The following is a 25,690-nucleotide window of genomic DNA, read 5'->3' as shown; positions in this document are numbered from 1 at the left end:
AAAGCACATTCGAATCAAGGAGGAATACAAGTGAAAAAAAATGCTGTTCTCCTTGCAAGTTTCTGTCTGGTGATGAGTCTGTTCTTGAGCTCTTGCGCCTTAGCAAGAAAAGATGATACCGCTTTAGAGAAAAAAGAAAAAAAGAAACTTGAATTTTTTCACGGGAAAATAGAATCAGCAAAAATCTTTGAAGAATTAATCCAGGAGTTTGAAAAAGAAAATCCGGATATTGATATTGAGAATGTGTACGTACCACATGGCTCAACGGTTCTAAAAACACGTATTGCCCGCGGTGATATTCCAGATATTTTTGTAACGTATCCAATTGAACATGATTACGTATTACGTGTAAACAAAGGATATTTATTGGATCTCACAGATGAAGAATTTATTCAAAATATCCAACCTGAGATTCAAAATCGTTACTTAGTAAATGACAGAATGTATGGGGTAGCTTTATCACAAAATGCTGTTGGCGTTCTGTATAATAAAGATATCTTTACAGAACTGAACCTGGAATTTCCTAGAACATGGGATGAATTCATTCAAACAATGGAAACGATTCAGAAAGCAGGAAAGCAGCCGCTTTTGATGGGCAATAAAGATCCGATACAGATTAGCGTTTTTAATTTAAATCTTGTTGCAAACGAGTTTGACAGTCAATATTGGGACAAAGTCAATAAAGAGGACATAAACATCAATAATGATGAAAGATGGATAGAAATTTCGAAAAAAATGCTGCAAGTTCTCCCTTACGTTCAGCCGAATTCCTTTCATGCGGATTCCAATCAAATCAAAAAGGCATTTGCAAATGGAGAGGGTGCCATGTACGTGATGGGAACATGGGCTCTTCCAGATATTGAAGCATTCAATCCAAGTTTAAACTATGGCATCTTCCCGTTCCCTGCTACGAATGATCCTGAAAAGAACCATGTGTTAGGAGGAGTAGATGCAGGGTTTGCCATCTCAGCTGACACTCCATATCCTGACGAAGCAAAACGGTTTTTAGCCTTTCTCCTTCAAACAGAGAACGCCCAAAAATTTTCGGATTATGAAGGCAGCATTAGTGCGGTGAAAGGTGTTCAAATGAAAAAACAAGAAGTGAAATTGATCGATAAGCTTGTAAAGCAAGAAAGGGTTGTCAATTGGCCGAACCACTATTGGTTAGGTGGAACTGCTGCTGAAGATGAGTTTAGAAAGTATTCACAACAGTTTTTTATCAATCATAATATAAGGGCTTATCTTGAGAATCTAGAGAGGATGTTTTCAAGTTATAGACAAAACAAATGAACATGGGGAGCGGCCTAAAAGGAGAACTTCTGATCTCTTTTTTGGCCGCTCTTATTTTTTACTAATAGGGCTGACGGACAAGCAATAACAATTAGTTACAGATTTACACACAAAATACTCTTATATCAAAAGGAGTATTTCTAAGCTATGTAACTGAAAAAATGATTTTTTGACGATATCCTGGAACCTTGTTTTTCACCCCTGTTGAAACCGTTTATCCTAGAAATTTAAACATAAATAAAAAGAATGCCTCGTTTTGAAAGCGTTTCATACTAGTTACAATAAAGGTGTAGCAAGATTACAAATACGAGGATTACATGTTCGATCCAACCAGTTGATTTTTAATTGCCGACAAAGTAAGCGCTTTGATGGAGATCTTAAAAAATCGGCAGGGAATTTCTAAATAGAGATTTAGTTGGAAAGAGTAGTCTTTCGCAGGTACATTGCAAACACAATTGTAGTAATACATGTTACATCTTTAGTTAAAGGGGCAATTAAAATGGAAAGTTCAAAAAGTTTATATTGGAAGTTAAGTGCGTATTTTTTCTTTTTCTTTTTTACTTGGTCATCTAGCTATTCCTTATTTTCGATTTGGTTAGGGCAAGAAATGCATTTAAGCGGATCAGCTACAGGTATCATCTTTTCTGCAAACGCTATTTTTGCTTTATGCATGCAGCCATTATATGGTTATATCTCTGACAAAATAGGTTTAAAGAAAAATATCTTATTTTTTATCAGTATTTTACTAGTATTTGTAGGTCCATTTTATATCTATGTGTATGGCCCATTATTACAATACAATGTCTTTCTCGGTGCAATTGTTGGGGGGCTATATTTAGGGATTGCTTTCTTAGCAGGTATCGGAGCGATTGAATCGTATGTTGAAAAAATTGGTCGTAAATATAATTTTGAATATGGAAAATCAAGAATGTGGGGTTCGTTAGGGTGGGCAGCAGCTACATTTTTTGCAGGACAACTGTTCAATATCAATCCTAATATCAACTTTTGGATTGCGTCTGCTTCGGCAATTATATTAGTTGCAATCATTCTGTCTGTGAAGGTAGAAATGACAAATGAAGAGATGGGAAAAGCCGACTCGGTTACATTAAAAGATGTTGGCGGATTATTTCTACTGAAAGATTTCTGGTTTTTAATGATGTATGTAATTGGGGTGACATGTGTCTACAGTGTGTACGATCAACAGTTCCCACTGTATTATTCATCTTTATTCCCAACTGAAGCCATGGGGAATCAAGTGTTTGGCTATCTAAACTCATTCCAAGTATTTCTAGAGGCTGGTGTTATGTTTCTCGCACCTTATATCGTAAATAAGGTAGGCGCAAGGAATAGTTTGATTTTGGCTGGGTTTTTAATGGCATTCCGAATTATTGGTTCAGGGCTTGTTATGGGGCCCATTGGAATTTCATCTATGAAATTAATTCATGCAGTAGAGCTGCCTATTATGCTCATCGCCATTTTTAAGTATTTGGCAGTGAACTTTGATACACGCCTATCTTCTGTATTATATCTGGTTGGTTTCCAGTTTGCTTCTCAGGTAGGCGCATCTATCCTTTCACCAATCGCAGGCAGATTGTACGATAGTATAGGATTTCGCTATTCCTATATCATAATGGGAATTTCAGTTTTATGCTTTACAATTATTTCAATTTTTACATTACTCAATACTAAAAAAAGCAAAGGCTTACAAATTCATTCAGAAAAATTGCAAAAGGCTATATAGGAGGATGAGGAAAATGTTAACAATCCATACACTTCAACAGGCAGAAGAAGCAATTAAAATTGCCAAGGGAAAAGTAGATGAACAATATCGATTAGGCTATCATATTATGGCACCTGCTAACTGGATTAATGACCCTAACGGTTTAGTACAGTATAAAGGGGAATATCATGTGTTTTATCAGCATCACCCGTATGATGAAAACTGGGGACCAATGCACTGGGGACATGTTAAAAGCAAAGACCTGGTTCACTGGGAACACTTGCCGATTGCTCTTGCACCGACAGAAACGTATGAGAAGGATGGGTGTTTTTCGGGAAGCGCGGTTGATGATAACGGAGTACTGACGTTAATTTACACAGGAAACATATGGGTTGATCGTGAAAAGGACATCCTTGACCAATCACAATGTATCGCGACAAGCACGGACGGTATTCATTTTACCAAAGAAGCTGCAAATCCGGTTATTGCGAAACATCCAGAAGAAGGGTCTGGGCATTTTCGGGATCCAAAAGTATGGAAGCATAAAGATCATTGGTATATGGTTCTAGGAACTAGAAAAGAAGATACCGGAAAAGTTGTTTTATATAAATCAAAAGATTTAAGACAGTGGGAGTATCTTGGCGTATTGGCAGAAAGCAATGGAACAGAAGGTTATATGTGGGAGTGTCCGGATTTCTTTGAAGTCGACGGAAAACATGTGCTGTTATTTTCACCGCAGGGAATAGCGGCTGAAGGCGAGAAGTATCAAAATCTGTTCCAAACAGGTTATATTGTAGGAGATTTTAATTATGATACACTCAAATTTTCGCGTGGTGAGTTTACAGAGTTAGATTATGGCCATGATTTCTATGCTGTTCAAACGTTGCTTGATGACCAAGGCCGACGCATCGCTATCGGCTGGATGGATATGTGGGAATCTCCAATGCCGACAAAGGAGCATGGCTGGGCCGGTGCTTTAACATTGCCGCGTGAGCTGACTCTTACCAGTGATGGAAAGCTGGCAATGAACCCTGTTTCTGAACTTACAATGCTTCGCGAAAAACAGATTGACCTGGCGATTGATACGATTAATAGTGAAAGTATTCATACCGGGATCAATGAAGAATTACTGGAAATAAAAGTAGAGTTTTCATTGAAAGATGTGACAGCATCTGAGTTTGGTCTAAAACTCAGATGTGATGAAGCAGGAACAGAGGAAACAGTCATTGGCTTCGATGTTACATCCTCTAAATTATTTGTTGATCGTGAACAATCAGGTAAGGGCGTAAGTGGAATTCGGAAAAGTAAAGTAGATGTGCAAGCTGAGACGCTGTCACTTCATATTTATTTAGATCGTTCATCTGTCGAAGTATTTGCTAATAATGGTCTTAACGTATTGACTAGTAGAATATACCCGCAAAAATCGAGTTTAGGGCTGCAATTCTATGCAAAAAATGGAGCAGTTCAGATTAAAGATGTACAGGTTTGGAAATTAAAAGATATCTGGAAAGAAAACGAATAAGATATTCTGTCTATTACGCGCAGATAAAGGCATGCCTTATGCTGTATTGCACTGTAAGAAAGTATAAATTTCCAGCTAGAAGGTTATTCGACGTAGTCGGAAATTTTAGGAATACAGTATAAGTGCAACTACGCCTCTGTCTTCGCCCAAGAGCAGGGCTCGCCAATCGGCGAGTTTTCTTTATAAGAGGTTTATAAAGATTAAAACTAGCCAAGTGCTTTTACAGAAGCCTTGGCTTTTTGGACGTAGTTTGAGCTAAAGACAGTATTTTTAAACTATAATAGGAGAGTTTAACATTTTTCTTCTCGCATACAAGCAGTCAAAAGGTTTATAGTATTAATGACCATATTTAATATGGATCATTTTTGGGAATTGTGGTGGAGAATCGAATGCAGCAGCGCGTACAAATGCCGACGTATGAGAAAATCGCAATTGATATTGCAAATCGGATATATGATGGGAAATTTAAAGTAGGGGAGAGAATACACGGGAGGTCCACACTTGCAAGTGAATACAATGTGTCGCCGGAAACCGTAAGGAGAGCGATTAAAATACTAGAAGATGTCGACATTGTCCACTCCGCTAAGGGTAGCGGCGTTATTATAGCGTCTAGAGAGAATGCTTTTAAGTACATTAGCCGCTTTTCTAATCTAGAAAGCATTAAGGATTTAGAAAAGCAAATGAAAGCACTAATACAGGAACGTGAGAAGCTGGATGAACAGTTATTTGAAACTGTCCAGAAAATTGTAGATTATTCGGGAAAGCTGCGGCATACAAATCCCATTGCACCATTTGAAGTAGAAATTATGCCAACGTGCAGCCACATTGGAAAGACAATATCAGAAGTGAAGTTTTGGCAAAATACGGGAGGAACAGTAATCGGAATTAAGCGTAATAATGAATTGATCATTTCTCCAGGGCCATATGTGCTTATGCTAGAGGGAGATATACTGCTCATCATCGGTAATGAACAGACGTATGAGAGAGTGATAAACTTTCTGGCAGAGTAGAAGGAACTGTAATGTAACTAACAAAATCCCCGCTTGGAGTATGCTCCAAGCGGGGATTATATGTTAATCGATAAGAAAGTATAAGTTTTTGGGCATTGTCTAGCTCCCACAGCCCGCTCCAGACTCCAGCATGTTCTTCCGCAGGAGCAAGGGCGGACCGTGTCCGCTTTTCTTAATCGATTAGTTTTTCTTGTTGTAAGAAGTCTTTTGCAACCTTTGCCGGGTCTTCCTTCAGGCTGTCAACTCTGTAGTTGAGTTCTCGCATTTTTTCATCTGTCAGCTTGCCCGCCAGCATATTGATAGTACGTTTAAGCTCAGGATATTTCTTTAACGTATCCTGTTTCACAATTGGCACAGCATAATAAGGAGGGAAGAAGCCCTTGTCATCCTCTAACACTTTTAAACGAAAAGCCTCAAGCAATCCGTCTGTCGAGAAAGCATCAATGACATCACTCTCTTGATTTTGCAGTGCAGTATAACGTAATCCGCCGTCTACCGCTTTCACATCTTTAAATTGCATGTTGTACGTTTTGGCAAGCCCAATCAGTCCATCATCCCTATTTGGAAATTCAATTGTCGGACCAATAACCAACTCATTACTCACTTTTGCAAGGTCAGAGATTGTATTGAGATTATATTGCTTTGCCGTATCCTGACGTACTGCTAGAGCATACGTATTGTTAAAACCCATTGGTTTTAACAGCTCAATACCGTATGTCTTTTGAAATTCCTGCTGAACGGTTTTGTATACTTCATCAGGATTATTGACAGCTGGTTTATTTAAAATATTTACCAAGCCTGTTCCCGTATATTCCACGTATAAATCGATATCACCTTTATTTAAGGCATTAAACGCGACTTGTGTTCCGCCGAGATTCAGCTTTCTTTCTACATGAATATCTGTTTTATCCTCAATTAAATCTGCTACCATGTTTCCTAAAATGAGCTGCTCACTAAAGTTTTTTGAGCCAATGGCAATTGTGTCTTTTGCACCTGCTTTTGAATAGATAGCAGTTGCGCCAAAGCCAATGAGCAGGATAGCCGCGGCAGAGATGAAAAGCCGCTTCCTAAGTGGTGATATTGAAGTTTTGGAAGCGAAAGTCTGCTTCTTATTTTGATAAGAGAGAGAAGATTCGAGTTTGCCTACAATATAATCAATCAGTAAAGCAAGAATACAAGCGGGAATGGCTCCTGCTAAAATCATGTTGTTATCCACGGTTTGTACACCTGAGAATACAAGGTAGCCAAGTCCGCCAGCTCCAATAAACGCTGCGATCGTCATTAGGCCTACCGCTGTTACGGAAGAAATGCGAATGCCGGCCATAATCATTGGAAATGCTAGAGGTAGTTGCACCTTTTTCATTGTTTGGCTTTTCGTCAAGCCAATCCCTCTCGCTGCTTCAAGGATATCTGCATCGATATTTGTTAGTCCTGTGTAAGTGTTCTTCACAATCGGAAGAAGAGAATAGAGAACAACCATTACGATGGCTGGTGTACTTCCAATTCCGATAAAAGGGATGAAAAAGCCGAGTAAGGCTAAGCTTGGTATAGCTTGAATGACATTTGCAGCACCGATAATAGGCTTTGCAAGGCTTTTATTTTTTGAGATTAGAATTCCAAGTGGAACACCAATCGCAATGGCGATTAATACAGACATAACACTCAGGTAGATGTGCTGTCCAAGCAAACTGAAGACTTGGTCATATTTAGCAGTGAAAAAGCTCCATAATCCATTCATTAAAAAGCCACCTCCAAATCAATTAGCTGGCTGCTTAATTCGGAGAGGATGCTGCTTCTTGTAATGAGACCAGACAATTGAGCCGCTTGATTCACGACGGGAACATACCCAATTTTGTGATCATTCATTGTTTTTAATACAGAAATCAAATTTGCATCCTCAGAAACTGTGAGCACGTTGCGCTCCATAACCTCTCCTACTACAGCATTTCGGTTCTGCAGTTGAATTCCTTTTAGCGTCACCAATCCTAAAAGCAAGTTCGTTCGGTCTGTTACCAGCAAACTATCTACTTTGTTATCCTTCATAATTTCAATTGCCTGCAGAACATTTCGGTTCGGCGTAATCTTTACCGGATTGGAAATCATAATGTCCTCAGCCTTTAACAGTTCTGGATTATTCCATACTCTCCTTTTTCCAATAAAGTTTTCGACAAATTCATTAGCCGGGCTCTTCAAAATATTCTCCGGTGTATCAAACTGGAGGATATTCCCATCCTTCAATAAGCAAATTTTATCTGCTATTTTAATAGCTTCATCCATATCATGTGTTACAAAAATAATTGTCTTGTTTAATTCTTTTTGCATTTGAAAGAGCTCTTCCTGCAGGGAACTTCTTGTTACCGGGTCTAAAGCACTGAACGGCTCATCCATTAAAATGATGTCTGAATCTGTAGAAAATGCTCGTGCTACACCAATTCGCTGCTGTTGTCCTCCACTTAGCTCTTTTGGGAAACGGTGCATATATTCCTGTGGATTTAATCCAACCATATGAAGCAATTCCTCTGTCTTTTTTTCAATTGCTTCTGGAGCTTCCCCTTTTAGCTTAGGGATAAGTTCCAAGTTTTCTTTTATAGACATATGAGGGAAAAGTCCTGTGTTTTGGATTACATAGCCGATGTTTCGCCTCAGTTCAATCGTATTGATACCTGAAATGTCTGTTCCATTTACAAAAATCTTCCCGGATGTGGGTTCGATTAGCTTATTAATCATTTTTAGCAGTGTTGTTTTGCCGCAGCCGCTCGGGCCAATAAAAACAACAAGCTGGCCTTTTTCAATTTCCAATGAAAAGTTACGGATAACTGTTTTACTATGATACTTCTTTTCTATGTTTTGGAATTTTATCATTGTGTGCCTCCTTAGTAACAAGTTTATCCTTGGTTAATTGACAACTTAATGCTAACATATAAGTTGTTAGTTGTCTAATTTAGTAAAAAACAGGTGAGGGTAAATCGCCTTTTTATGTGTTAGAACGTTCATTCTTGCGGTGCGGTATTCTGTTCTTTGAAAGCCGAAGATAAGGCATATTGTGGTGTCAATTTATGCTAGTAGACACGAGTTTATCTTTACTCGTGTTTTTCTGTTACATCATGAATGGCCCATGTACAAATACGCAGTTCTGCTATGTCTTCTATATTTGAATCTCTCAAAAAAAGATTTTAGAATATAAAGAGATATAGATTTTTTCACTTTTTTCATTCCCTCTTTCAAAGCAAAATGGTAGAATAGGCATATGTAACAAGAAGGGGAGATTTCAAAAGGCTAGTAGACAGGGAAGAATGGTAGTCTTTCGTACACATAATTTGAGGAGTGTTTGGAATGGGCGTATGAGGTCCGAGGTTTTCATCCAGCTATTCAATAGACATTAAAATTTCTCAATTTATAGCTCATATCCATATGCTTTATCAGATAGAATAAGTTGCCTAATAAAGAGCAGAATAGTATGAATTTTCCCGCATTTGGCTTCGATCTAAATGGAAACGTTGTTACATAATGCTTTTTAATAGATGTAGCAGGAAATTCCTGCTGTATCTTCGGTCCTGGGAAATAGGACTTGTATTTACTTCATAAATAGGGATAGGAATGAAAAGATGGAAAAGAATAGACAAAACAAAAGGAAAAAGAGAAAGATTTTTTTATATGCTTTACTTACGCTGCTCATCGCAGGCGGCGGGATTGGAGCATATGCGTACCAAAAACTGTCGCCAGAGAACCATTTTAAATCGGTTTCGGTAGCGACTCAGCCAGCCAAAGCAAGTGAGGTAAAGCCAAAGAGCGGCGTATTTAATGTGCTCATTATGGGGACGGACCAGCGGCCAGAAGATCCGGCTGGACATTCGGATTCTATGATACTTATTCATATGAATTTAGACAAAAAACAATATAATGCAATCAGCATCCCTCGTGATACGCGTGTGTACGTGAAGGACTATGATGGCTATACGAAGCTGACAAGTGTTCAATATATTATTCAATCTGAAAGCAATTCCTTAGATAAGGGAGTGAAGGCAGCTGCTCAAGCTGTTAGTGACTTGACAGGAGTGCCGATTCATTACTATGCTGAAACAACGTACTGGGGTCTTAGGGACATTATCGACAAATTGGGCGGGATTGACATAGAGATTCCTTATGATGTGAAGATTACTCATTCATGGATTCCGCAGAATCATGGCAAAATTGTTGAAGCTGGAGCCCAGCATTTAGATGGAACGATGGCTGTGGAGGTTGCTAGGGAGCGCTATGCGGTTGCGGAGGGAGAATTTGGACGTCAGCAGCTGCAGGAAAAGGTTCTTCTTAGTGTGGCCGATTCCATATTGAAGCCGCAAAATATTGTGAAGCTGCCAAAGTTTGTTAAGGACCTGCCTGAGGTCATCACTTCTACAAATATGACGCAAACAGATGTGTTAAGCCTTGGGCTCGCGTTAAAAAGCTTCAAGCCTGAGCAACTAGAATATCATCAATTGCCCGGCGAATACAAAATGAGATACGATGATATTCTCCAAGCGAACAATGACGAGTTTGTTGTAGATCCGGATAAGATTAAGGAGCTGGTTAAGCAGTATTTTAGTAACTAAGCTGCAGCAAACGGTCTTTCATAACAGCAGGTTCACAAATCGCCTGGATGATATAACAATGATTGTAAGGAGCTGCCCCTTTAAGGGCGGCTCCTTTTTTATACTTTGGCTCTGTTAAACAAGGCTGTTGATTTTCTCGTTCAACTAGCAGGCCGGGCACGGTTAAGATTAAAATGGATCCGCAAAGACATTGTGTAACAGTCTTTGCGGATCCATTTCTCTAAGGGGATATTTACTTTAACGTAAAAGACGCTGTTCCTGTGCTGCTTTTATAGTTCGCTATAGTGGAGGCGGCCGATATTTTGTACGTTCCTTTTAGGGTCATTTTTTGTGTAGTCAGCCGCAGCACAAGTGCGCCGGAGCTGTCTGTTTTTCCTGTTGTTTTCATAATGGAACCGGAAGGAGCTGTAATGCTTAACGTCACATTTGCGTTACTAAGCTTTGTTCCATTTGGTGCCGCCGCAGCAATGGTAACGGTAATGGTTTGTCCGCTCAAATAAGTTGATTTATCTGTACGCACTGTTGTCGAGCTTTGCATGATTGGAGCGGAGGAACCGGAGCTTGACGGTGCTTGAATTAATCCATAGCCATACCATGTATCCTTACCGGATACCCCTAAGTCCGACGCAGACTGCTGCAATTTTCCTCGCAGCTGGGCAGCCGAAAGAGCAGGGTTCGCTTGCTTTAAGAGAGCCAAGTTTCCAGCTGCAAATGGAGCCGCCATAGAAGTTCCGCTCATTCTCGCATATTGGTTATTCAGATAGGTGCTGTATACCCTTACGCCGGGTGCAGCCACTTCTATAGTTGCCCCAGTAGAAGAAAACGAAGCACGTTTGTTATTGCTATCAGTCGCAGCTACAGCGATGACAGACGAATAACGAGCCGGGTAATCTACTGTATCTCCTGTTCCGTTAGATAAACCATCATTTCCTGCTGCTGCAACAACAAGAATTCCATTGCGGTAGGCTTTGTCGACTGCATTGTGAAGCGCTAACGAATCTGTTTCCGTTCCAAGGCTTAAGCTAATGATGTCCATATGATTTGATATGGCCCACTCAATGCCTGAGATAATATCTGATAAGTAGCCCGAGCCGCTTGCATCCAATGCCTTTACAGCATATAAGCTTGCTTCAGGTGCAATTCCGACCATTCCGGCATTGTTGTTCCGGGCGCCAATAATTCCGGCTGCCTGTGTCCCATGGCCATTATCGTCCGCAAATGATTTGGTATAGGAGACAATGGAAACACCGCCGGTAATGGTGAGGTCTTCATGATGGGATATACCCGTATCAATAATCGCTATCTTTACCCCTTTTCCCGTATAGCCACTGCTCCAAGCAACAGGGGCACGGGTACTGGCAATACCGTAATCCTGCACTTGGCCGCTTATTTTTACCAATACGTCATCTTCAACAGATTTGACTGCTGGGTTCTTTTTTAAGCTATTTATTTCAGAGACAGGCACAGTAACGGCTGCTGAAGGCGTTTGAGTAAATTCACGGCGAAGCTTCCCCTTTGCCTTCTGAATGATCCGTTTATCAGTTTTTTCCTTAAACGTTACAATAACACGCTTCTCTTTTGTTAGCGCTGCAGCCTGTACCTGCTCAGATGGAATAAAAGGAAAAATGAGGGCTAAGCTGCATAAGATAAGAAAAATTCGTTTCATAGATGCACCCTCTTTCGAATTGATAGACTTATAAATATATTAACATAGTAAATGAGTGAAGAGTGCGAATCTTTTTTTGGAATTTAATCTATTTAAACGTTACAATCTAAAAGAGGGTTAAAAAACAGTTTTCTGTAACGTTGTTGCATCGGGTGAGACCTCATAACAATCCCTCCCTCAATCGCATGCTGAATCTATGTGTGATCAATTGCCATAGGTACATATATGGTATGCTTATCCATGTATTAAAGAGAAAAGAAACGGATCTACAAGGGGGATGCAGTGAATCGAAATGTAAAGATAATAGGAGGGATTCTTTCTGTTATCGTGATTGTTTTATTAGCAATGGAGAACTTTTTATGTGCCATTGTACTCAGCCAGTTTGTCCTTTGGATGGGCTGTACGATGCAAATGAAAAGATTGTCCGAACAGCGGAAATATAAGGAGGCTAAACGGTTTCAGGCAATAGCTTATTTATGTGCTGTATTGTTTACAGTCGGGGCGATAGTTTTATGGATATAGTAAAAAAAGCGAACGGCTGCAGCGCTCGTCCGCTTTTTTAGCAGGTAAGAAAGTATACATTTTTGGATTCTGTCTAGCTCCCCGGCTGATCACTGTGGAGAATTGTCCCCTTCGCGATTTTCTTGCTATCCCTTAAGCTTCATCACAATATCCTCATCTGGCGTCACATACAGCGTTTGCTGGTTGTCATATGTTACAAAACCAAGCTTCGCACCACTTGGTTTTTTCACATGGCGAATTTTCGTAAAATCAACTGGAACGGAGCTGGAGCTTTTCGCCTTGCTGAAGTATGCGGCCAATATAGCAGCCTCCCGCAGCGTTTGCTCGCTCGGCTCGACGTCGCGGATTAACACGTGGGATCCTGGAATATCCTTCGTGTGCAGCCAGATTTCATCGCGCCGCGCCAGCTTATTCGTTAAATAATCATTTTGTTTATTGTTCTTGCCGACAAAAATCTCTGTTCCGTCACTTGATACATATTTATCAAGCATAGGTTTGGACGGCTTTTGCTTTTTTTGCTTCGCGCGGCTGCGGATATAGCCTTCTTCCGCAAGCTCGTCGCGAATTTCCTCAATATCCCGCTGCGAAGCTGATTCCATTTGCTGCAGCAAGGCATCGAAATAGACGATTTCTTCTTCTGTCTTCCTGATTTGCTCTTCAATAATCGCAACGGAATTTCGTGCCTTTTGATATTTAGAGAAATAGCTTTGCGCGTTTTCTGACGGTGTTTTGAGAGGGTCAAGTGTAATGGTAACCATCGATCCGTTTTCGTCATAATAGTTCATAACTTCAATTTCTGTCATTCCCTTTTGGAGCGCGTACATATTGGCTGTCAACAATTCGCCATGCAGCTGATACTCATCTGCCTTTTCGGCATCCTGCAGTGTCTGCTTTAGCTTACCAAGCTTTTTCTTATTCTTTTCGAGCTCGTTGCCGATAAACTTTTCTAAGTCATGTCCCTGCTGCTTCACGCGATCGCGCTCTGCTTTACCAAAGAAGAAGCGGTCAAGCAGCTCGCTTAAGGTAGCGAAGCTTTTGCTTTCGCCTGTTACATGGGAGAGAGGCAGCATATAAAAATATTCTTTATCATCACCTGTAATCATCACAGGTTCATAGCGGTGCTCCTTAAGTGCATGCAGCAGCTCAAAAAAGACAGGCGGCAGCGTTTGCTCATTTACGAGACCGGCGCGTGCGATGATTTCTTTAGCAAATAACGGCGAAAGGCCTGCAAATCGGCCAACGAGCTGTTTATCCATTTTTCCGCTCATAAAATCGAGCTGCATCAAAAACTGCTCTTTCGTTTCTATAGTGAATGGATTCACTTTATGCTGAGCGGGCGGCGAGATATATTCGTAGCCTGGAAAAACGGTGCGGTGCCGGTTTACAGCAGGGGATAGGTGCTTGATACTATCTAAAATGATATTCGTTGCTGTATCAATCAAAATGATATTGCTATGCCGGCCCATAATTTCTACAATTAATGTTTTTTGTGATTCATCGCCAATTTCGTTTCGGCTTCTCACGGTAATATGAACGATGCGCTCAAGCTCTTGCTGCTCGATGCTTTCGATAATGCCGCCTTCGAGATGCTTGCGCAGCAGCATGCAAAACATTGGCGGAAGAGCGGGAGAATCATAGTTTTGTGCTGTCATATGCATGCGCGCATACGTTGGATGAGCAGATAGAAGCAGCTTGTGATTTTTTCCTCTTGCACGAGTATGTAACAAAATTTCATATTTTGAAGGCTGATAGATTTTTGAAATCCGACCAGACGATAGGCTTTCCTGCACTTCTTTTGTAATTGCACGTGTAAATAATCCATCAAAGGACATCGGTAACACTCCTTTCTCGATGCAATCGTTGTTCAATTATAGCATTTTTTAGGACGAGGCTGAATACCATTTCAGTAGAGCATGTCTCGCAATCAGAGAGTTGAGGTGAGAGAATGAATTGGTATGAGCTGCGTGCCCATGATGTAGAAAAGAAAGCAAGCACAAATGTCAAAGCCGGATTAACGGAGCCGGAGGTAAACGCTCGCTTAAAACAATTCGGTCCGAATGAGCTGCAGGAAGCGAAGCGTCCGTCTGCACTTGCTGTTTTTTTGGCGCAATTTAAAGATTTTATGGTGCTCGTTTTACTAGGAGCCACGGTTATTTCCGCCTTGCTTGGGGAAATGGTCGACGCAGTTGCGATTGTTGCGATTGTGATTATTAATGGTGTACTCGGTTTTTTTCAGGAACGAAAAGCGGAGAAATCGCTTGAAGCGCTAAAGGAGCTGGCCGCCCCGCAAGTGACGGTGCTGCGCAACGGAAAGTGGATGAAAATTCCTTCCAAAGGGCTTGTTACCGGTGATGTAATTAAATTTGCAAGCGGTGACCGGATTGGAGCAGATGTTCGTCTTATAGAAACAAGCAGCTTGTACATAGAGGAATCGGCCCTAACAGGGGAATCTGTTCCGGTACAAAAGAAAATTGAAGCCATTCGAGGTACGAATATTGGCATTGGTGATCAATCCAATATGGCGTTTATGGGAACGATGGTCACGCGCGGTTCAGGCGTAGGGGTTGTGATTGGTACTGGTATGAATACAGCGATGGGACAAATCGCAAATATGCTGCAAAATGCCGAGGAAGCAGAAACGCCATTGCAAAGAAGGCTGGAGCAGCTCGGGAAAATTTTAATTGTTATAGCGTTAGCTCTTACAGCGCTGGTTGTGTTAGTCGGTGTATATCAAGGGAACAACGTCTACCATATGTTTTTAGCCGGTGTTTCGCTGGCAGTTGCTGCGATTCCTGAGGGGCTGCCTGCCATTGTAACAGTCGCACTTTCTCTTGGTGTGCAGCGGATGATTAAAAAGCGTTCTATCGTACGCAAGCTGCCGGCTGTAGAAACGCTTGGCTGCGCCTCAGTGATTTGTTCAGACAAAACAGGTACGATGACGCAAAATAAAATGATGGTCACGCATCTTTGGTCAGGAGGCCAAATGTGGAATGTCAGCGGGCAAGGATACCATCCATCCGGTACGTTCACAAGAAAAAACGAGCCGGTAGACGTAGCGAATACTCGTTCTTTATACCAGCTCTTAACCTTCGGGACATTATGTAACAACGCTTCTATTATAAAAAGGAAAAAAGATTATGTTTTAGACGGTGATCCGACAGAAGGGGCGCTCGTTGCCGCAGCCATGAAGGCCGGGATTACAAAGGAAAGGCTGCAGGAACAGTTTCAAATTGTGAAGGAGTTTCCGTTTGATTCTGCTCGTAAAATGATGAGTGTAATTGTAAAGGATAGAAGCGGAAAACAGTTTGTTGTAACCAAGGGGGCCCCAGATGTTCTGCTGCAGGTGAGCCAGACTATTCTTTGGGGTAACAAGCAGCAGCCAATGGCAGCGCTATATAAAAATGAAACGCAGCAAGCTATTCATTCGTTAGGAAGTCAAGCGCTGCGGACGATCGCCATTGCATATCGGCCGCTCAAGGATGGAGAAAAAGTACAAAACGAGCAGGACGCTGAGAGCAACTTAATGTTTATTGGCCTGCAGGGCATGATTGACCCGCCGCGTCCTGAGGTAAAGCAGGCGGTGCAGGAATGTCGTGAAGCTGGCATTAAAACGATTATGATTACAGGAGATCATAAGGTAACCGCGATGGCGATTGCAAAGCAGCTTGATATTTTGCCAGACGGGGGCAGGGCTGTAGAGGGTTCTGAATTGGCAAATATGACGGTTGAGGATTTAGAGGATATTGTGGAAAACACATACGTATTTGCGCGTGTATCGCCGGAACATAAATTAAAAATTGTCAAAGCGCTTCAAAATAGAGGTCACATCGTTGCTATGACGGGGGACGGAGTGAATGATGCGCCGGCTATTAAGGCATCCGATATTGGAGTGGCGATGGGAATTACCGGTACAGATGTGGCGAAGGAGGCCTCGTCCCTTATTCTGCTCGACGACAATTTTGCAACGATTAAATCTGCTATTCAAGAAGGACGGAACATTTATGAGAATATCCGGAAATTTATTCGTTATTTACTCGCTTCCAATGTCGGCGAAATTCTTGTTATGCTGTTTGCGATGATTCTTGCTTTGCCGCTGCCGCTTGTACCGATTCAAATTCTTTGGGTCAACCTTGTTACGGATGGCTTGCCGGCAATGGCGCTTGGATTGGATTCTCCTGAGGATGATGTGATGAGACGGAAGCCTCGTCATCCGAAAGAAGGGGTATTTGCAAGAGGGCTTGGCTGGAAAATTATAAGCCGAGGATTTTTAATCGGCTTTGTGACGCTGCTCGCGTTTATTATCACGTACAACCAGCATCCGAACGAGCTGCAGTATGCACAGACGGTTGCGTTTGCAACGCTCGTACTAGCGCAGCTGATTCACGTGTTCGATTGCCGAAGCGAGCATTCCGTGTTTCATCGCAATCCGTTTGGCAATGTATATTTAGTAGGAGCTGTAATCATTTCTGTGTTGCTTATGCTTGTTGTAATTTACTATCCGCCGCTTCAGCCGATTTTCGATACAATGCCGATTGAGCCCCGTGATTGGCTGCTTATCGTCGGATTATCGTCTATTCCGACCTTTATGCTTGTTGGTTCGCTATTAACAGGGAACAAGAAAAAGAAGAAAAAACAAGTGATGTACGAGGGACAAGTGAACTTAAAATAGGCAACAGCAAGAAAATATGGTATAATCTCAAAGGGTAATAGAGACGGTTCTCTATTACCCTTTTCAATGCGATACATACTGTATATATTTCGGGATGCCCTGGCTCCCGTAGCGAATACAAGTGGATTGTTTCCGCTTTTCTTATTTTGTTATACTATCATGACTTGGATGTGATAAGATGGTTTCAAGTATGACTGGATTTGGGCGTGCGAAGGCAGGACATTCTACTCATATTACAGTAGAGATGAAATCTGTCAATCACCGTTTTCTAGAGATGAGCATTCGTCTTCCAAAAGGAATGATGAGATTTGAGGATATGATTCGCAAAACTATCGGAGAGCGCATTCGCCGCGGACGTCTTGAAGTGTCCGTGACGGTTGAAGGGGAAGGGCTGTCCGAAAGAAAGCTGCACGTTGACTGGAGTTTGCTTGAGCAATACAGGAAGGCAATGGAGGAAACGAAGCATAAGTTCCAAATGTCTGATGCTATTACGGTGCAGCAGCTTTTTATGATGCCTGAGGTGGCGTCTATCGAAGAAACGGAAAGTTTAGATGAGGAATTTGAGGACAGTTTGCAGGAAGCAGTTGAGGCTGCTGTCAATATGCTTGGGCGAATGAGAGACGCTGAAGGGGAACGATTACATAACGACTTGCAGCAGCGCCTTCATGATATTGAAGGATGTGTGAATGCAATTGTTTCTTATGCTCCGTCTGTGGTTCAAAAGTACCGTGAACGTCTGGAAGCAAAGCTGAAAGAAGTGTACAATCATGATTTGGATGAACAGCGTTTGCTGGCGGAAATTGTGCTATATGCAGATCGATGTGATATACATGAAGAGCTTGTCCGATTGAAAAGCCATCTTGAGCAATTTCATGAAACGCTCACGGATCAGGAGCCGATTGGCCGGAAGCTTGAATTTATCGTGCAGGAGATGCATCGGGAAATGAACACAATTGGATCGAAGGCAAACGACTTGGCTATTTCAAAATATGTTGTTGATATGAAAAATCATCTTGAAAAAATTCGCGAACAAGTACAAAATATTGAATAGCTGTCAGAAATCGCGCGCTGTTATATTGCAGGAGGAATTCGGTTAGACTTATTAGGAGGCAAAGGCCATGGCTATGCGGTTTTTGAATATCGGGTACGGTAATCTCGTGTCCGCACATCGCATTATTGCGATCGTAAGTCCGGAATCCGCTCCCATTAAGCGGCTCGTGCAAGAAGCAAGGAAGCAAAATCTAGTACTGGACGCAACATACGATCGGAAAACGAGAGCGGTCATTATGATGGATGAAGGACATATCGTGCTCAGTCCGATCCAGCCGGAGACGATTGCGCAGCGGTTGAGCCATAAAGAAGACTTAAGTGATGAAGGGTAGGTTTACATATAGATGAGAAGCGAACGCGGACTACTTATCGTACTTTCCGGACCGTCAGGCGTCGGAAAAGGAACGGTGCGAAAAGCATTATTCAACCAAGAAGACATTCAGTTTCAATATTCTGTTTCAGCAACAACACGCAGCCCTCGCGAAGGGGAAGTCAACGGTATTGACTATTTCTTTAAAACGCGTGAAGAGTTTGAACGAATGATCGCAAATAATGAATTGCTAGAGTGGGCGGAGTTTGTCGGCAACTACTACGGCACTCCGATTGCATATGTAGAACAAACGCTGCAAGAAGGAAAAGATGTCTTTTTGGAAATTGAAGTACAAGGTGCGCTCCAAGTAAAAAAAGCTTTCCCAGAAGGTGTGTTTATCTTTTTGGCACCTCCGAGTTTATCAGAACTAAAAAGCCGCATTGTGGGCCGTGGAACAGAAACGGAAGAGGTTATTCACAGCCGTTTAACGGTAGCGAAGGAAGAAATTGAAATGATGGACGCCTACGATTATGTCGTGGAAAACGATGAAGTGCAGCTTGCCTGTGACCGCATTAAGGCGATTGTAGTGAGCGAGCATTGCCGCCGCGACCGAGTTGCGAAATATTATAAACAAATGACGGAGGTTGAATAATATGTTATACCCATCCATTGACTCTTTACTTACGAAAATTGATTCAAAATATACGCTTGTGACAGTAGCTGCCAAACGCGCAAGAGAAATGCAAGAGCAAGGAGAGTGCCGCGTCAGCCGTCCGGTATCTCATAAGTATGTTGGAAAAGCGCTTGAGGAAATTAACGGTAGAATGCTTGATTACAAACCAATGGAAGATAATTTCCAAAAATAATACGGACAAGCTCCACTATGAAACGCCGACAACCTATTTACAAGTAGGTTGTTCTTTTTTTACGATAAAGATAGCGTATTTTACATAGAGAGGACAAGGTCACAATGAAGGGAAAACATATTTTATTATGCGTAGCGGGAGGCATTGCCGTATTTAAAGCTGCGGCTTTAACAAGCAAGCTGACGCAGGAGGGTGCGGTTGTAAAGGTAATCATGAGTGAATCTGCATGCAAGTTTGTAACGCCTCTTACATTTCAGGCTTTATCCCGCCATGAGGTGTACACAGACACATTTGCGGAAAAGGATCCTTCTGTGATTTCCCATATTGATTTAGCGGATTGGGCAGATGTAATTTTGGTAGCACCGGCAACTGCTAATATAATTGGCAAGCTAGCGAACGGTATTGCGGATGATATGATTACGACAACCATTTTAGCAGCAACAGCACCTGTTTGGATCGCGCCTGCGATGAATGTACATATGTATGAGCACCCTGCAGTGCAGCAAAATATGCTGACGCTGCAGCGCTTTGGGTACCAGTTCATTGAGCCGGGTGAGGGATTTTTAGCTTGCGGCTATGTGGCAAAGGGCCGTTTGGAGGAGCCGGAAACGATTGTGGCGCTGCTCAAGGAATTTTGGCAGATAAAGAAGCCGCTCGCAGGGAAAAGAATCCTTGTTACAGCCGGACCTACGCGAGAAAGGATCGACCCTGTCCGCTATTTAAGTAACTTTTCTTCCGGAAAAATGGGCTATGCAATTGTCGAGGAGGCAGTCAAAATGGGAGCGGACGTGACGCTTGTAACAGGACCGACGGGTTTACAGGCGCCTTCCGGAGCAAAGGTCGTACAGATTGAATCAGCGCAGGATATGCTTGAAGCTGTACTCTCGCACTATCCAGATATGGATGTTGTTATTAAGACCGCCGCTGTTGCGGATTATCGTCCGAAAACTGTACATAGCGAGAAAATGAAGAAACGAGCAGGAGAGCTTATTCTCGAGCTAGAGAGGACAACCGATATTTTAAAAACGCTCGGGGAGAAAAAGGAGCAGCAATTGCTCGTTGGCTTTGCGGCTGAAACGGTAGATGTAGAGCATTACGCAAGGCAAAAGCTAGAGACGAAAAATTTAAATATGATTGTTGCGAACGATGTCAAGGCAGAGGGTGCAGGCTTTGGCACGGATACAAACATCGTAACAATATATAAACAAGGAGGCGATGTGATTTCACTCCCTCTTCTATCAAAAGCAGAAGTGGCGCAACGCATTTTAGAGGAAGTACAGTCGCTGCTTGAGGGTAATCTATGAGGGTGGCAAGTGTCATCGTAGACGTGCCGGCGCGCCAAACGGATCGTCCTTTTGATTATCTGATTCCGGAGCGTTGGGAGGATCTTGTTGCCCCGGGTATGCGCGTAGCGGTTCCATTTGGTCCACGTAAGCTGCAAGGGTTTGTTATTGCGGTAAAGGATACAGTCGATGTTGATATACAAAAAATAAAAGAACTGGCAGAACTGCTTGATGTAACACCTGTGTTAAATGAAGAACTGCTTCGTCTCGGCTTTTGGCTGACAGACGAAACGCTTTGCTTTACCATTTCCGCCTTTCAAGCGATGCTGCCGACTGCTATTAAAGCCTCCTATAAGAAACAGCTCCTCCTAAAAGGGAGTGTACCGGAGGAGGTACAGCCGCTGTTTCGAGGAAAGGAAACGATCGGCTGGGAGGAGCTGGATGAGCAGCCTCATCTGTACAGAAGTGTAAGGGAGAGCATTGCCTCCGGCGTAATTGAGATTGTTTATGAAGTAAAGGACCGCGTCCAAAAGAAAAAACAAAAAATGATCCGTCCGGTACCTCCTCATGAGGAGCTTGAAAAGGAGGCGGCTTCGTTACGAAATGGGAAGCAGCAGGATGTTTTATACTATTTTCTTGAAAACTATGGGGCGCTTCCGCTGAAGGAACTAAAGGAGGAGCTGGGTATTACGGATGCTCCTGTGAAGGCGCTCGTGAAAAAGGGGCTGCTGCATGAGACATATGTAGAAATCTACCGTAATCCGTATGATGATGAAAGCTTTGAGCGAACAAAGCCGCTGCTGCTTACAGAGGAGCAGCGGGGAGCTATTGCCCCCATTTTATCGAGCGTGCAGGAAAACAGGCATGATGTTTTTCTTATGTATGGAGTGACTGGAAGCGGTAAAACAGAAGTATATTTACAATCAATTGAAGAGGTGTTAAAGCAGGGGAAGGAAGCAATTGTACTCGTGCCCGAAATTTCGTTAACGCCGCAAATGGTACACCGTTTTAAGGGACGGTTCGGTTCGCAGGTTGCTGTGCTTCACAGCGCGCTTTCTGTTGGGGAAAAGTATGATGAATGGAGAAAAATTCTTCGCAAGGAGGTGCGCGTTGTGGTCGGTGCGCGCTCTGCTGTGTTTGCGCCGTTTGAAAACCTTGGTATTATCATTATTGATGAGGAGCATGAATCGAGCTACAAGCAAGAGGATAATCCGCGTTATCACGCGCGAGAGGTTGCCGTGTGGCGCGGACAATACCACAATTGCCCCGTTGTGCTCGGCAGCGCGACACCGACGCTTGAATCCTTTGCGCGTGCGAAAAAGGGTGTGTATCAGCTCCTTGAGATGAAAAAGCGAATGAACGAGAGGGCATTGCCTGCTGTTGATATTATTGACATGCGGGAGGAGTTGCGTGAGGGAAATCGTTCCATGTTTTCCCGTTTACTTTATGAAAAAATCCTGCAGCGTCTCAAGCGGGGGGAGCAGACTGTGTTATTTCTCAATCGGCGCGGTCACTCCACGTTTGTCATGTGCCGCGACTGCGGATATGTGCTGCAATGTCCGCATTGCGATATTTCATTAACCTATCATCGGATGAACCAGAGGCTGAAATGTCATTACTGTAATTATGAAGAACCTATGCCGAATGCATGTCCGGCGTGCAGCAGCGCATACATCCGTTTTTTCGGAACAGGAACACAAAAGGTTGAGGAGGAGCTGACGAAGCTTTTCCCCGAGGCGCGCGTTATCCGGATGGACGTTGATACAACGAGCCGAAAAGGATCGCACGAAAAGCTGCTCGGCGCATTTGGGGAAGGAAAAGCGGATATTTTACTAGGAACGCAAATGATTGCCAAAGGGCTTGATTTCCCGCATGTGACACTCGTCGGAGTACTGACAGCGGATACGATGTTGCATTTGCCGGATTTTCGGGCGAGTGAAAAAACGTATCAGCTGCTCACGCAAGTAAGCGGCCGCGCCGGGCGTCACCATTTGCCAGGTGAGGTTGTCATTCAAACGTACACGCCGGAGCATTATAGCGTGCAGTTTGCGAAGCGGCAAGAGTATGAAACATTTTTTGAACGGGAAATGTATATGCGCAAGAGCAGTCAATATCCGCCGTATTATTATTTGACGCTCGTGACGGTTTCGCATCCAGAACTATTAAAGGCAGTCAATATTACCGAAAAAATTGTATCCTTTTTACGTCAGCATTGCTCTCCTGAGACGATCATTCTAGGACCTGCTGCGTCATCGATCCCAAGGATAAAAGATAGATATCGCTATCAATGCATGATAAAATACAAGCGGGAACCGAACTTAAAGTACGTATTACGCCTAGTGAACGAGCATTATCAGGCGGAGCTGAGCAAGGATTTGCAAATTTCGATTGATTTTAACCCAACTATGTTAATGTAGCGGAGGAAAGGCATGGCCATTTTACAAATTGTAACGCATCCGAACGAGGTGCTTGAAACAGCATGTGACCGCGTTTTGGATTTCGATAAAAAATTAGTTAAGCTGTTAAATGATATGTATGATACGATGCTTGAGGCTGATGGCGTTGGTCTGGCTGCGCCGCAGGTCGGCGTATTAAAGCAAGTAGCAATTGTCGATGTCGGGGACAAGCATGGACGGATTGAATTGATTAATCCGGTCATTTTAGAAGAGCGCGGTGAACAGATTGGTCCGGAAGGATGCCTTAGCTTTCCTGATGTTTTTGGAGAGGTAAAGCGTGCCGATTATGTAAAGGTGCGAGCGCAAAATCGTAAGGGAAAAGTATTTGTGCTGGAGGCGAGAGAGTTTTTGGCACGTGCGATTCAGCATGAAATCGATCATTTAAACGGCATCTTGTTTACGTCTAAGGTGACGCGTTATTATGAGCCGAGTGAGCTAGAAGAGGCATAAGGAGAGAGGATACAATGGTAAAGGTAGTATTTATGGGAACACCTGATTTTTCTGTTCCTGTTTTGCGTCAAATCATTGAAGATGGTTATGAGGTGATCGGGGTTGTCACGCAGCCTGATCGTCCGGTCGGCAGAAAAAAGGTGCTTACGCCTCCACCTGTAAAGGTAGAGGCTGAAAAACACGGTATTTTGGTGCTGCAGCCGCTGAAAATCAGAGAGAAAGAGGAATATGAGAAGGTGCTGGCGTTAAAGCCGGATTTAGTTGTAACAGCTGCATTTGGACAAATTTTGCCAAAAGAGCTTTTAGAGGCGCCTACATATGGCTGCATTAACGTGCATGCTTCATTATTGCCGGAGCTTCGCGGCGGTGCGCCAATTCATTACTCAATTATACAAGGCAAAGAAAAAACAGGCATTACAATTATGTATATGGCAGAAAGATTGGATGCCGGCGATATTTTGACCCAGGTGGAGGTGCCGATTACAGAGCGGGATACGGTCGGCACGCTGCACGATAAGCTAAGTGCAGCCGGTGCGGAGCTTTTATCAAATACGATACCTTTATTATTAGATGGAAAGATTACTCCTATTGTACAGGATGAGGAACGCGCAACATTTGCGTACAATATTAAACGAGAGCAGGAGAAAATCGATTGGTCCAAATCCGGAGAAGAGATTTATAACCATATTCGCGGCATGCATCCGTGGCCGGTCGCGTATACAACGTTGCAAGGGCAAGTTGTAAAGGTATGGTGGGGGGAGAAGGTCCATGCTTCAAGGAATGAGCCAGGAGTGATCCTAGCCGTTGAAGCGGATGGTTTTGTTGTTGCAACAGGCAATGAAACAGCAATCAAAATTACAGATTTGCAGCCTGCCGGCAAAAAGCGGATGAGCGGTACTGAATTTTTGCGCGGCATTAAGCTGCAAACAGGCATACAGTTAGGAGCGGAAGAATGAAAAAAAACGTTCGCGAGCTCGCGTTAGAGGGGCTGCTGCAGGTTGAGAAAAGCGGAGCCTACAGCAACCTTTTGCTGGGCAGCTTAATTGAAAAGCATAAAGTAGAGGGAAAGGACACCGGCCTGCTGACGGAAATCGTCTACGGTACGATTCAAAGACGAGACGCGCTTGATTTTTATTTGCAGCCGTTTCTGAAGAAAAAGCCAGAGCAGTGGGTTAAAATCCTTCTCCGCTTATCCTTATATCAAATGCTTTTTTTAGATAGAGTACCAGCTCATGCTGTCATTCATGAAGCGGTAGAGATTGCAAAGAAGCGAGGCCATCAAGGAATTGCCTCTTTGGTAAATGGTGTGCTTCGTTCTGTACAGCGTCAGGGGGTCCCATCCCTTGAGGTCATTAGCGACCCGGCAGAGCGGCTTGCGGTGGAGACAAGCCATCCAAAATGGCTTGTGCAGGAGTGGGCTGAGGAGTACGGCATGGATGCAGCGAGAAAAATATGTGAAGTAAATATGCTGCCGCCTGTGCCGACCGCGCGGGTAAACGTGAATAAAATAACGGTAGAGGAAGCACTCATTATGCTGAAGGAAGAAGGCATTGAGGCGAGACGCGGAGAGCTGGCAGAGGATGCCATTTTGATTGAGAAGGGAAATGTCGCTCATACACGCGCCTTTCAGGACGGTTTTTTATCTATCCAGGATGAAAGCTCAATGCTTGTTGCCCGCGCCCTTGGGCCAGAGCAAGGGGATGATGTGCTGGACAGCTGCGCAGCACCCGGCGGAAAAACAACACATATTGCGGAATTGCTGCACGGAACGGGGCGTGTGCTTTCCCTTGATTTGCATCCGCATAAGGTGCGTCTCATTGGACAGCAAGCGAATCGTCTCGGCTTAGCAAATGTAGATACAAAAGCGATGGATGCGAGAGAAGCGGGGAAAGCTTTCAATCCGGAAAGCTTCGATAAAATTTTAGTCGACGCACCGTGCTCGGGCTTTGGCGTCATTCGCAGAAAGCCGGACATTAAGCTTGGTAAGCAGCCTGAGGACAGCAAAAGGCTGTCTCAGATTCAGTTTGCGATTTTACACGAGGTGGCACCCCTTCTAAAACGGGGAGGACGTCTTGTGTATAGTACATGTACGATTGAGAAAACAGAAAATGAGAATGTGGTGCAGCGATTTTTACAATCCCATCCGGAGTTCGAGTGGGACACTTCAATGAAAGAAAGGCTTCCAAAGGCATTAGAACCGTACATGCATGATGGACAGGTGCAGATTTTGCCGCATTACTTTGCGACAGACGGATTTTATATTGCTTGTTTGCGAAAGAAGGTGTAA

20 protein-coding genes are annotated in these 25,690 nt (G+C 43.1%); 16 read left to right on the top strand and 4 right to left on the bottom strand.

Translation table 11 applies throughout. From position 1 onward, the window contains the following. The first annotated feature begins 30 nt into the window (after positions 1-30). The 4 genes from AC6HZ4_RS18460 (at position 31) to AC6HZ4_RS18445 (ending at position 5,542) form a co-directional block, all read left to right on the top strand. Entirely contained in the window at positions 31-1,290 is a 1,260-nt protein-coding gene (locus AC6HZ4_RS18460) for an ABC transporter substrate-binding protein (protein ID WP_497491155.1), read from the top strand. Between the two features lie 499 nt (positions 1,291-1,789). Then, the gene (locus AC6HZ4_RS18455) at positions 1,790-3,031 is read left to right on the top strand and encodes an MFS transporter (RefSeq protein ID WP_497491153.1); all 1,242 of its coding nucleotides are present in this window, start codon (positions 1,790-1,792) and stop codon (positions 3,029-3,031) included. A 13-nt stretch (positions 3,032-3,044) separates the two neighbouring features. Continuing rightward, on the top strand, positions 3,045-4,532 hold the full coding sequence (locus AC6HZ4_RS18450; RefSeq protein ID WP_497491152.1) for a glycoside hydrolase family 32 protein: 1,488 nt from the start codon (positions 3,045-3,047) through the stop codon (positions 4,530-4,532). A gap of 389 nt (positions 4,533-4,921) precedes the next feature. Further along, positions 4,922-5,542, top strand: a complete 621-nt coding sequence (locus AC6HZ4_RS18445; protein WP_497491151.1) for a GntR family transcriptional regulator — start codon at positions 4,922-4,924, stop codon at positions 5,540-5,542. A gap of 172 nt (positions 5,543-5,714) precedes the next feature. On the opposite strand, the gene AC6HZ4_RS18440 is transcribed toward AC6HZ4_RS18445, so the two are convergent. Both AC6HZ4_RS18440 and AC6HZ4_RS18435 read right to left on the bottom strand, forming a co-directional pair. Next, complete coding sequence (locus AC6HZ4_RS18440) at positions 5,715-7,280, bottom strand: ABC transporter permease/substrate-binding protein (protein WP_497491150.1); 1,566 nt, start codon at positions 7,278-7,280, stop codon at positions 5,715-5,717. Then, positions 7,280-8,404, bottom strand: coding sequence for an ABC transporter ATP-binding protein (locus AC6HZ4_RS18435; RefSeq protein WP_497491149.1), 1,125 nt, complete (start codon positions 8,402-8,404; stop codon positions 7,280-7,282). The genes AC6HZ4_RS18440 and AC6HZ4_RS18435 overlap by 1 nt, the downstream gene beginning before the upstream one ends. A gap of 743 nt (positions 8,405-9,147) precedes the next feature. On the opposite strand from AC6HZ4_RS18435, the gene AC6HZ4_RS18430 reads away from it, so the two are divergent. Next, positions 9,148-10,131, top strand: a complete 984-nt coding sequence (locus AC6HZ4_RS18430) for an LCP family glycopolymer transferase (protein ID WP_497491148.1) — start codon at positions 9,148-9,150, stop codon at positions 10,129-10,131. A gap of 232 nt (positions 10,132-10,363) precedes the next feature. Here the strand turns inward: AC6HZ4_RS18430 and AC6HZ4_RS18425 are convergent, their stop codons facing one another. Continuing rightward, positions 10,364-11,797: a S8 family serine peptidase gene (locus AC6HZ4_RS18425; RefSeq protein ID WP_497491146.1), complete on the bottom strand. Its 1,434-nt coding sequence runs from the start codon at positions 11,795-11,797 to the stop codon at positions 10,364-10,366. Between the two features lie 282 nt (positions 11,798-12,079). Between AC6HZ4_RS18425 and AC6HZ4_RS18420 the strand changes: the two genes are divergently transcribed. Further along, entirely contained in the window at positions 12,080-12,319 is a 240-nt protein-coding gene (locus AC6HZ4_RS18420) for a hypothetical protein (RefSeq protein ID WP_497491145.1), read from the top strand. Positions 12,320-12,444: 125 nt separating this feature from the next. Here AC6HZ4_RS18420 and AC6HZ4_RS18415 read toward each other — a convergent pair whose 3' ends face one another. Further along, positions 12,445-14,151: an Rqc2 family fibronectin-binding protein gene (locus AC6HZ4_RS18415; RefSeq protein WP_497491144.1), complete on the bottom strand. Its 1,707-nt coding sequence runs from the start codon at positions 14,149-14,151 to the stop codon at positions 12,445-12,447. 113 nt (positions 14,152-14,264) lie between these two features. On the opposite strand from AC6HZ4_RS18415, the gene AC6HZ4_RS18410 reads away from it, so the two are divergent. The 10 genes from AC6HZ4_RS18410 (at position 14,265) to rsmB (ending at position 25,690) form a co-directional block, all read left to right on the top strand. Further along, positions 14,265-16,988 (top strand): calcium-translocating P-type ATPase, SERCA-type, encoded by a 2,724-nt coding sequence (locus AC6HZ4_RS18410; protein ID WP_497491143.1) that lies wholly within the window; start codon positions 14,265-14,267, stop codon positions 16,986-16,988. Between the two features lie 178 nt (positions 16,989-17,166). Beyond that, a complete protein-coding gene (locus tag AC6HZ4_RS18405) occupies positions 17,167-18,039 on the top strand; it encodes a YicC/YloC family endoribonuclease (RefSeq protein WP_497491142.1) in 873 nt (290 codons plus the stop codon). Between the two features lie 67 nt (positions 18,040-18,106). After that, positions 18,107-18,370, top strand: a complete 264-nt coding sequence (gene remA, locus AC6HZ4_RS18400; RefSeq protein ID WP_497491140.1) for an extracellular matrix/biofilm regulator RemA — start codon at positions 18,107-18,109, stop codon at positions 18,368-18,370. Between the two features lie 12 nt (positions 18,371-18,382). Then, the gene (gene gmk, locus AC6HZ4_RS18395) at positions 18,383-19,000 is read left to right on the top strand and encodes a guanylate kinase (protein ID WP_497491139.1); all 618 of its coding nucleotides are present in this window, start codon (positions 18,383-18,385) and stop codon (positions 18,998-19,000) included. 1 nt (position 19,001) lies between these two features. Further along, a complete protein-coding gene (gene rpoZ, locus AC6HZ4_RS18390; RefSeq protein WP_497491138.1) occupies positions 19,002-19,214 on the top strand; it encodes a DNA-directed RNA polymerase subunit omega in 213 nt (70 codons plus the stop codon). 77 nt (positions 19,215-19,291) lie between these two features. Continuing rightward, positions 19,292-20,518 (top strand): bifunctional phosphopantothenoylcysteine decarboxylase/phosphopantothenate--cysteine ligase CoaBC, encoded by a 1,227-nt coding sequence (gene coaBC / locus AC6HZ4_RS18385; RefSeq protein ID WP_497495763.1) that lies wholly within the window; start codon positions 19,292-19,294, stop codon positions 20,516-20,518. Further along, on the top strand, positions 20,515-22,914 hold the full coding sequence (priA, locus tag AC6HZ4_RS18380) for a primosomal protein N' (protein WP_497491137.1): 2,400 nt from the start codon (positions 20,515-20,517) through the stop codon (positions 22,912-22,914). The genes coaBC and priA overlap by 4 nt, the downstream gene beginning before the upstream one ends. Positions 22,915-22,926: 12 nt before the next feature. After that, on the top strand, positions 22,927-23,403 hold the full coding sequence (gene def, locus AC6HZ4_RS18375) for a peptide deformylase (protein WP_497491135.1): 477 nt from the start codon (positions 22,927-22,929) through the stop codon (positions 23,401-23,403). Positions 23,404-23,417: 14 nt separating this feature from the next. Next, positions 23,418-24,359 carry a methionyl-tRNA formyltransferase gene (fmt, locus tag AC6HZ4_RS18370; RefSeq protein ID WP_497491133.1) on the top strand — a complete coding sequence of 314 codons (942 nt, stop codon included), beginning with the start codon at positions 23,418-23,420 and terminating at the stop codon, positions 24,357-24,359. Next, positions 24,356-25,690, top strand: a complete 1,335-nt coding sequence (gene rsmB, locus AC6HZ4_RS18365; protein ID WP_497491132.1) for a 16S rRNA (cytosine(967)-C(5))-methyltransferase RsmB — start codon at positions 24,356-24,358, stop codon at positions 25,688-25,690. Before fmt ends, rsmB begins: the two co-directional genes overlap by 4 nt.

The sequence above is a fragment of the Ectobacillus sp. OTK genome (genome assembly GCF_059698935.1).
Note: the sequence above shows the minus strand (reverse complement) of the source record. Positions and strands in the feature narration are given on the sequence as shown.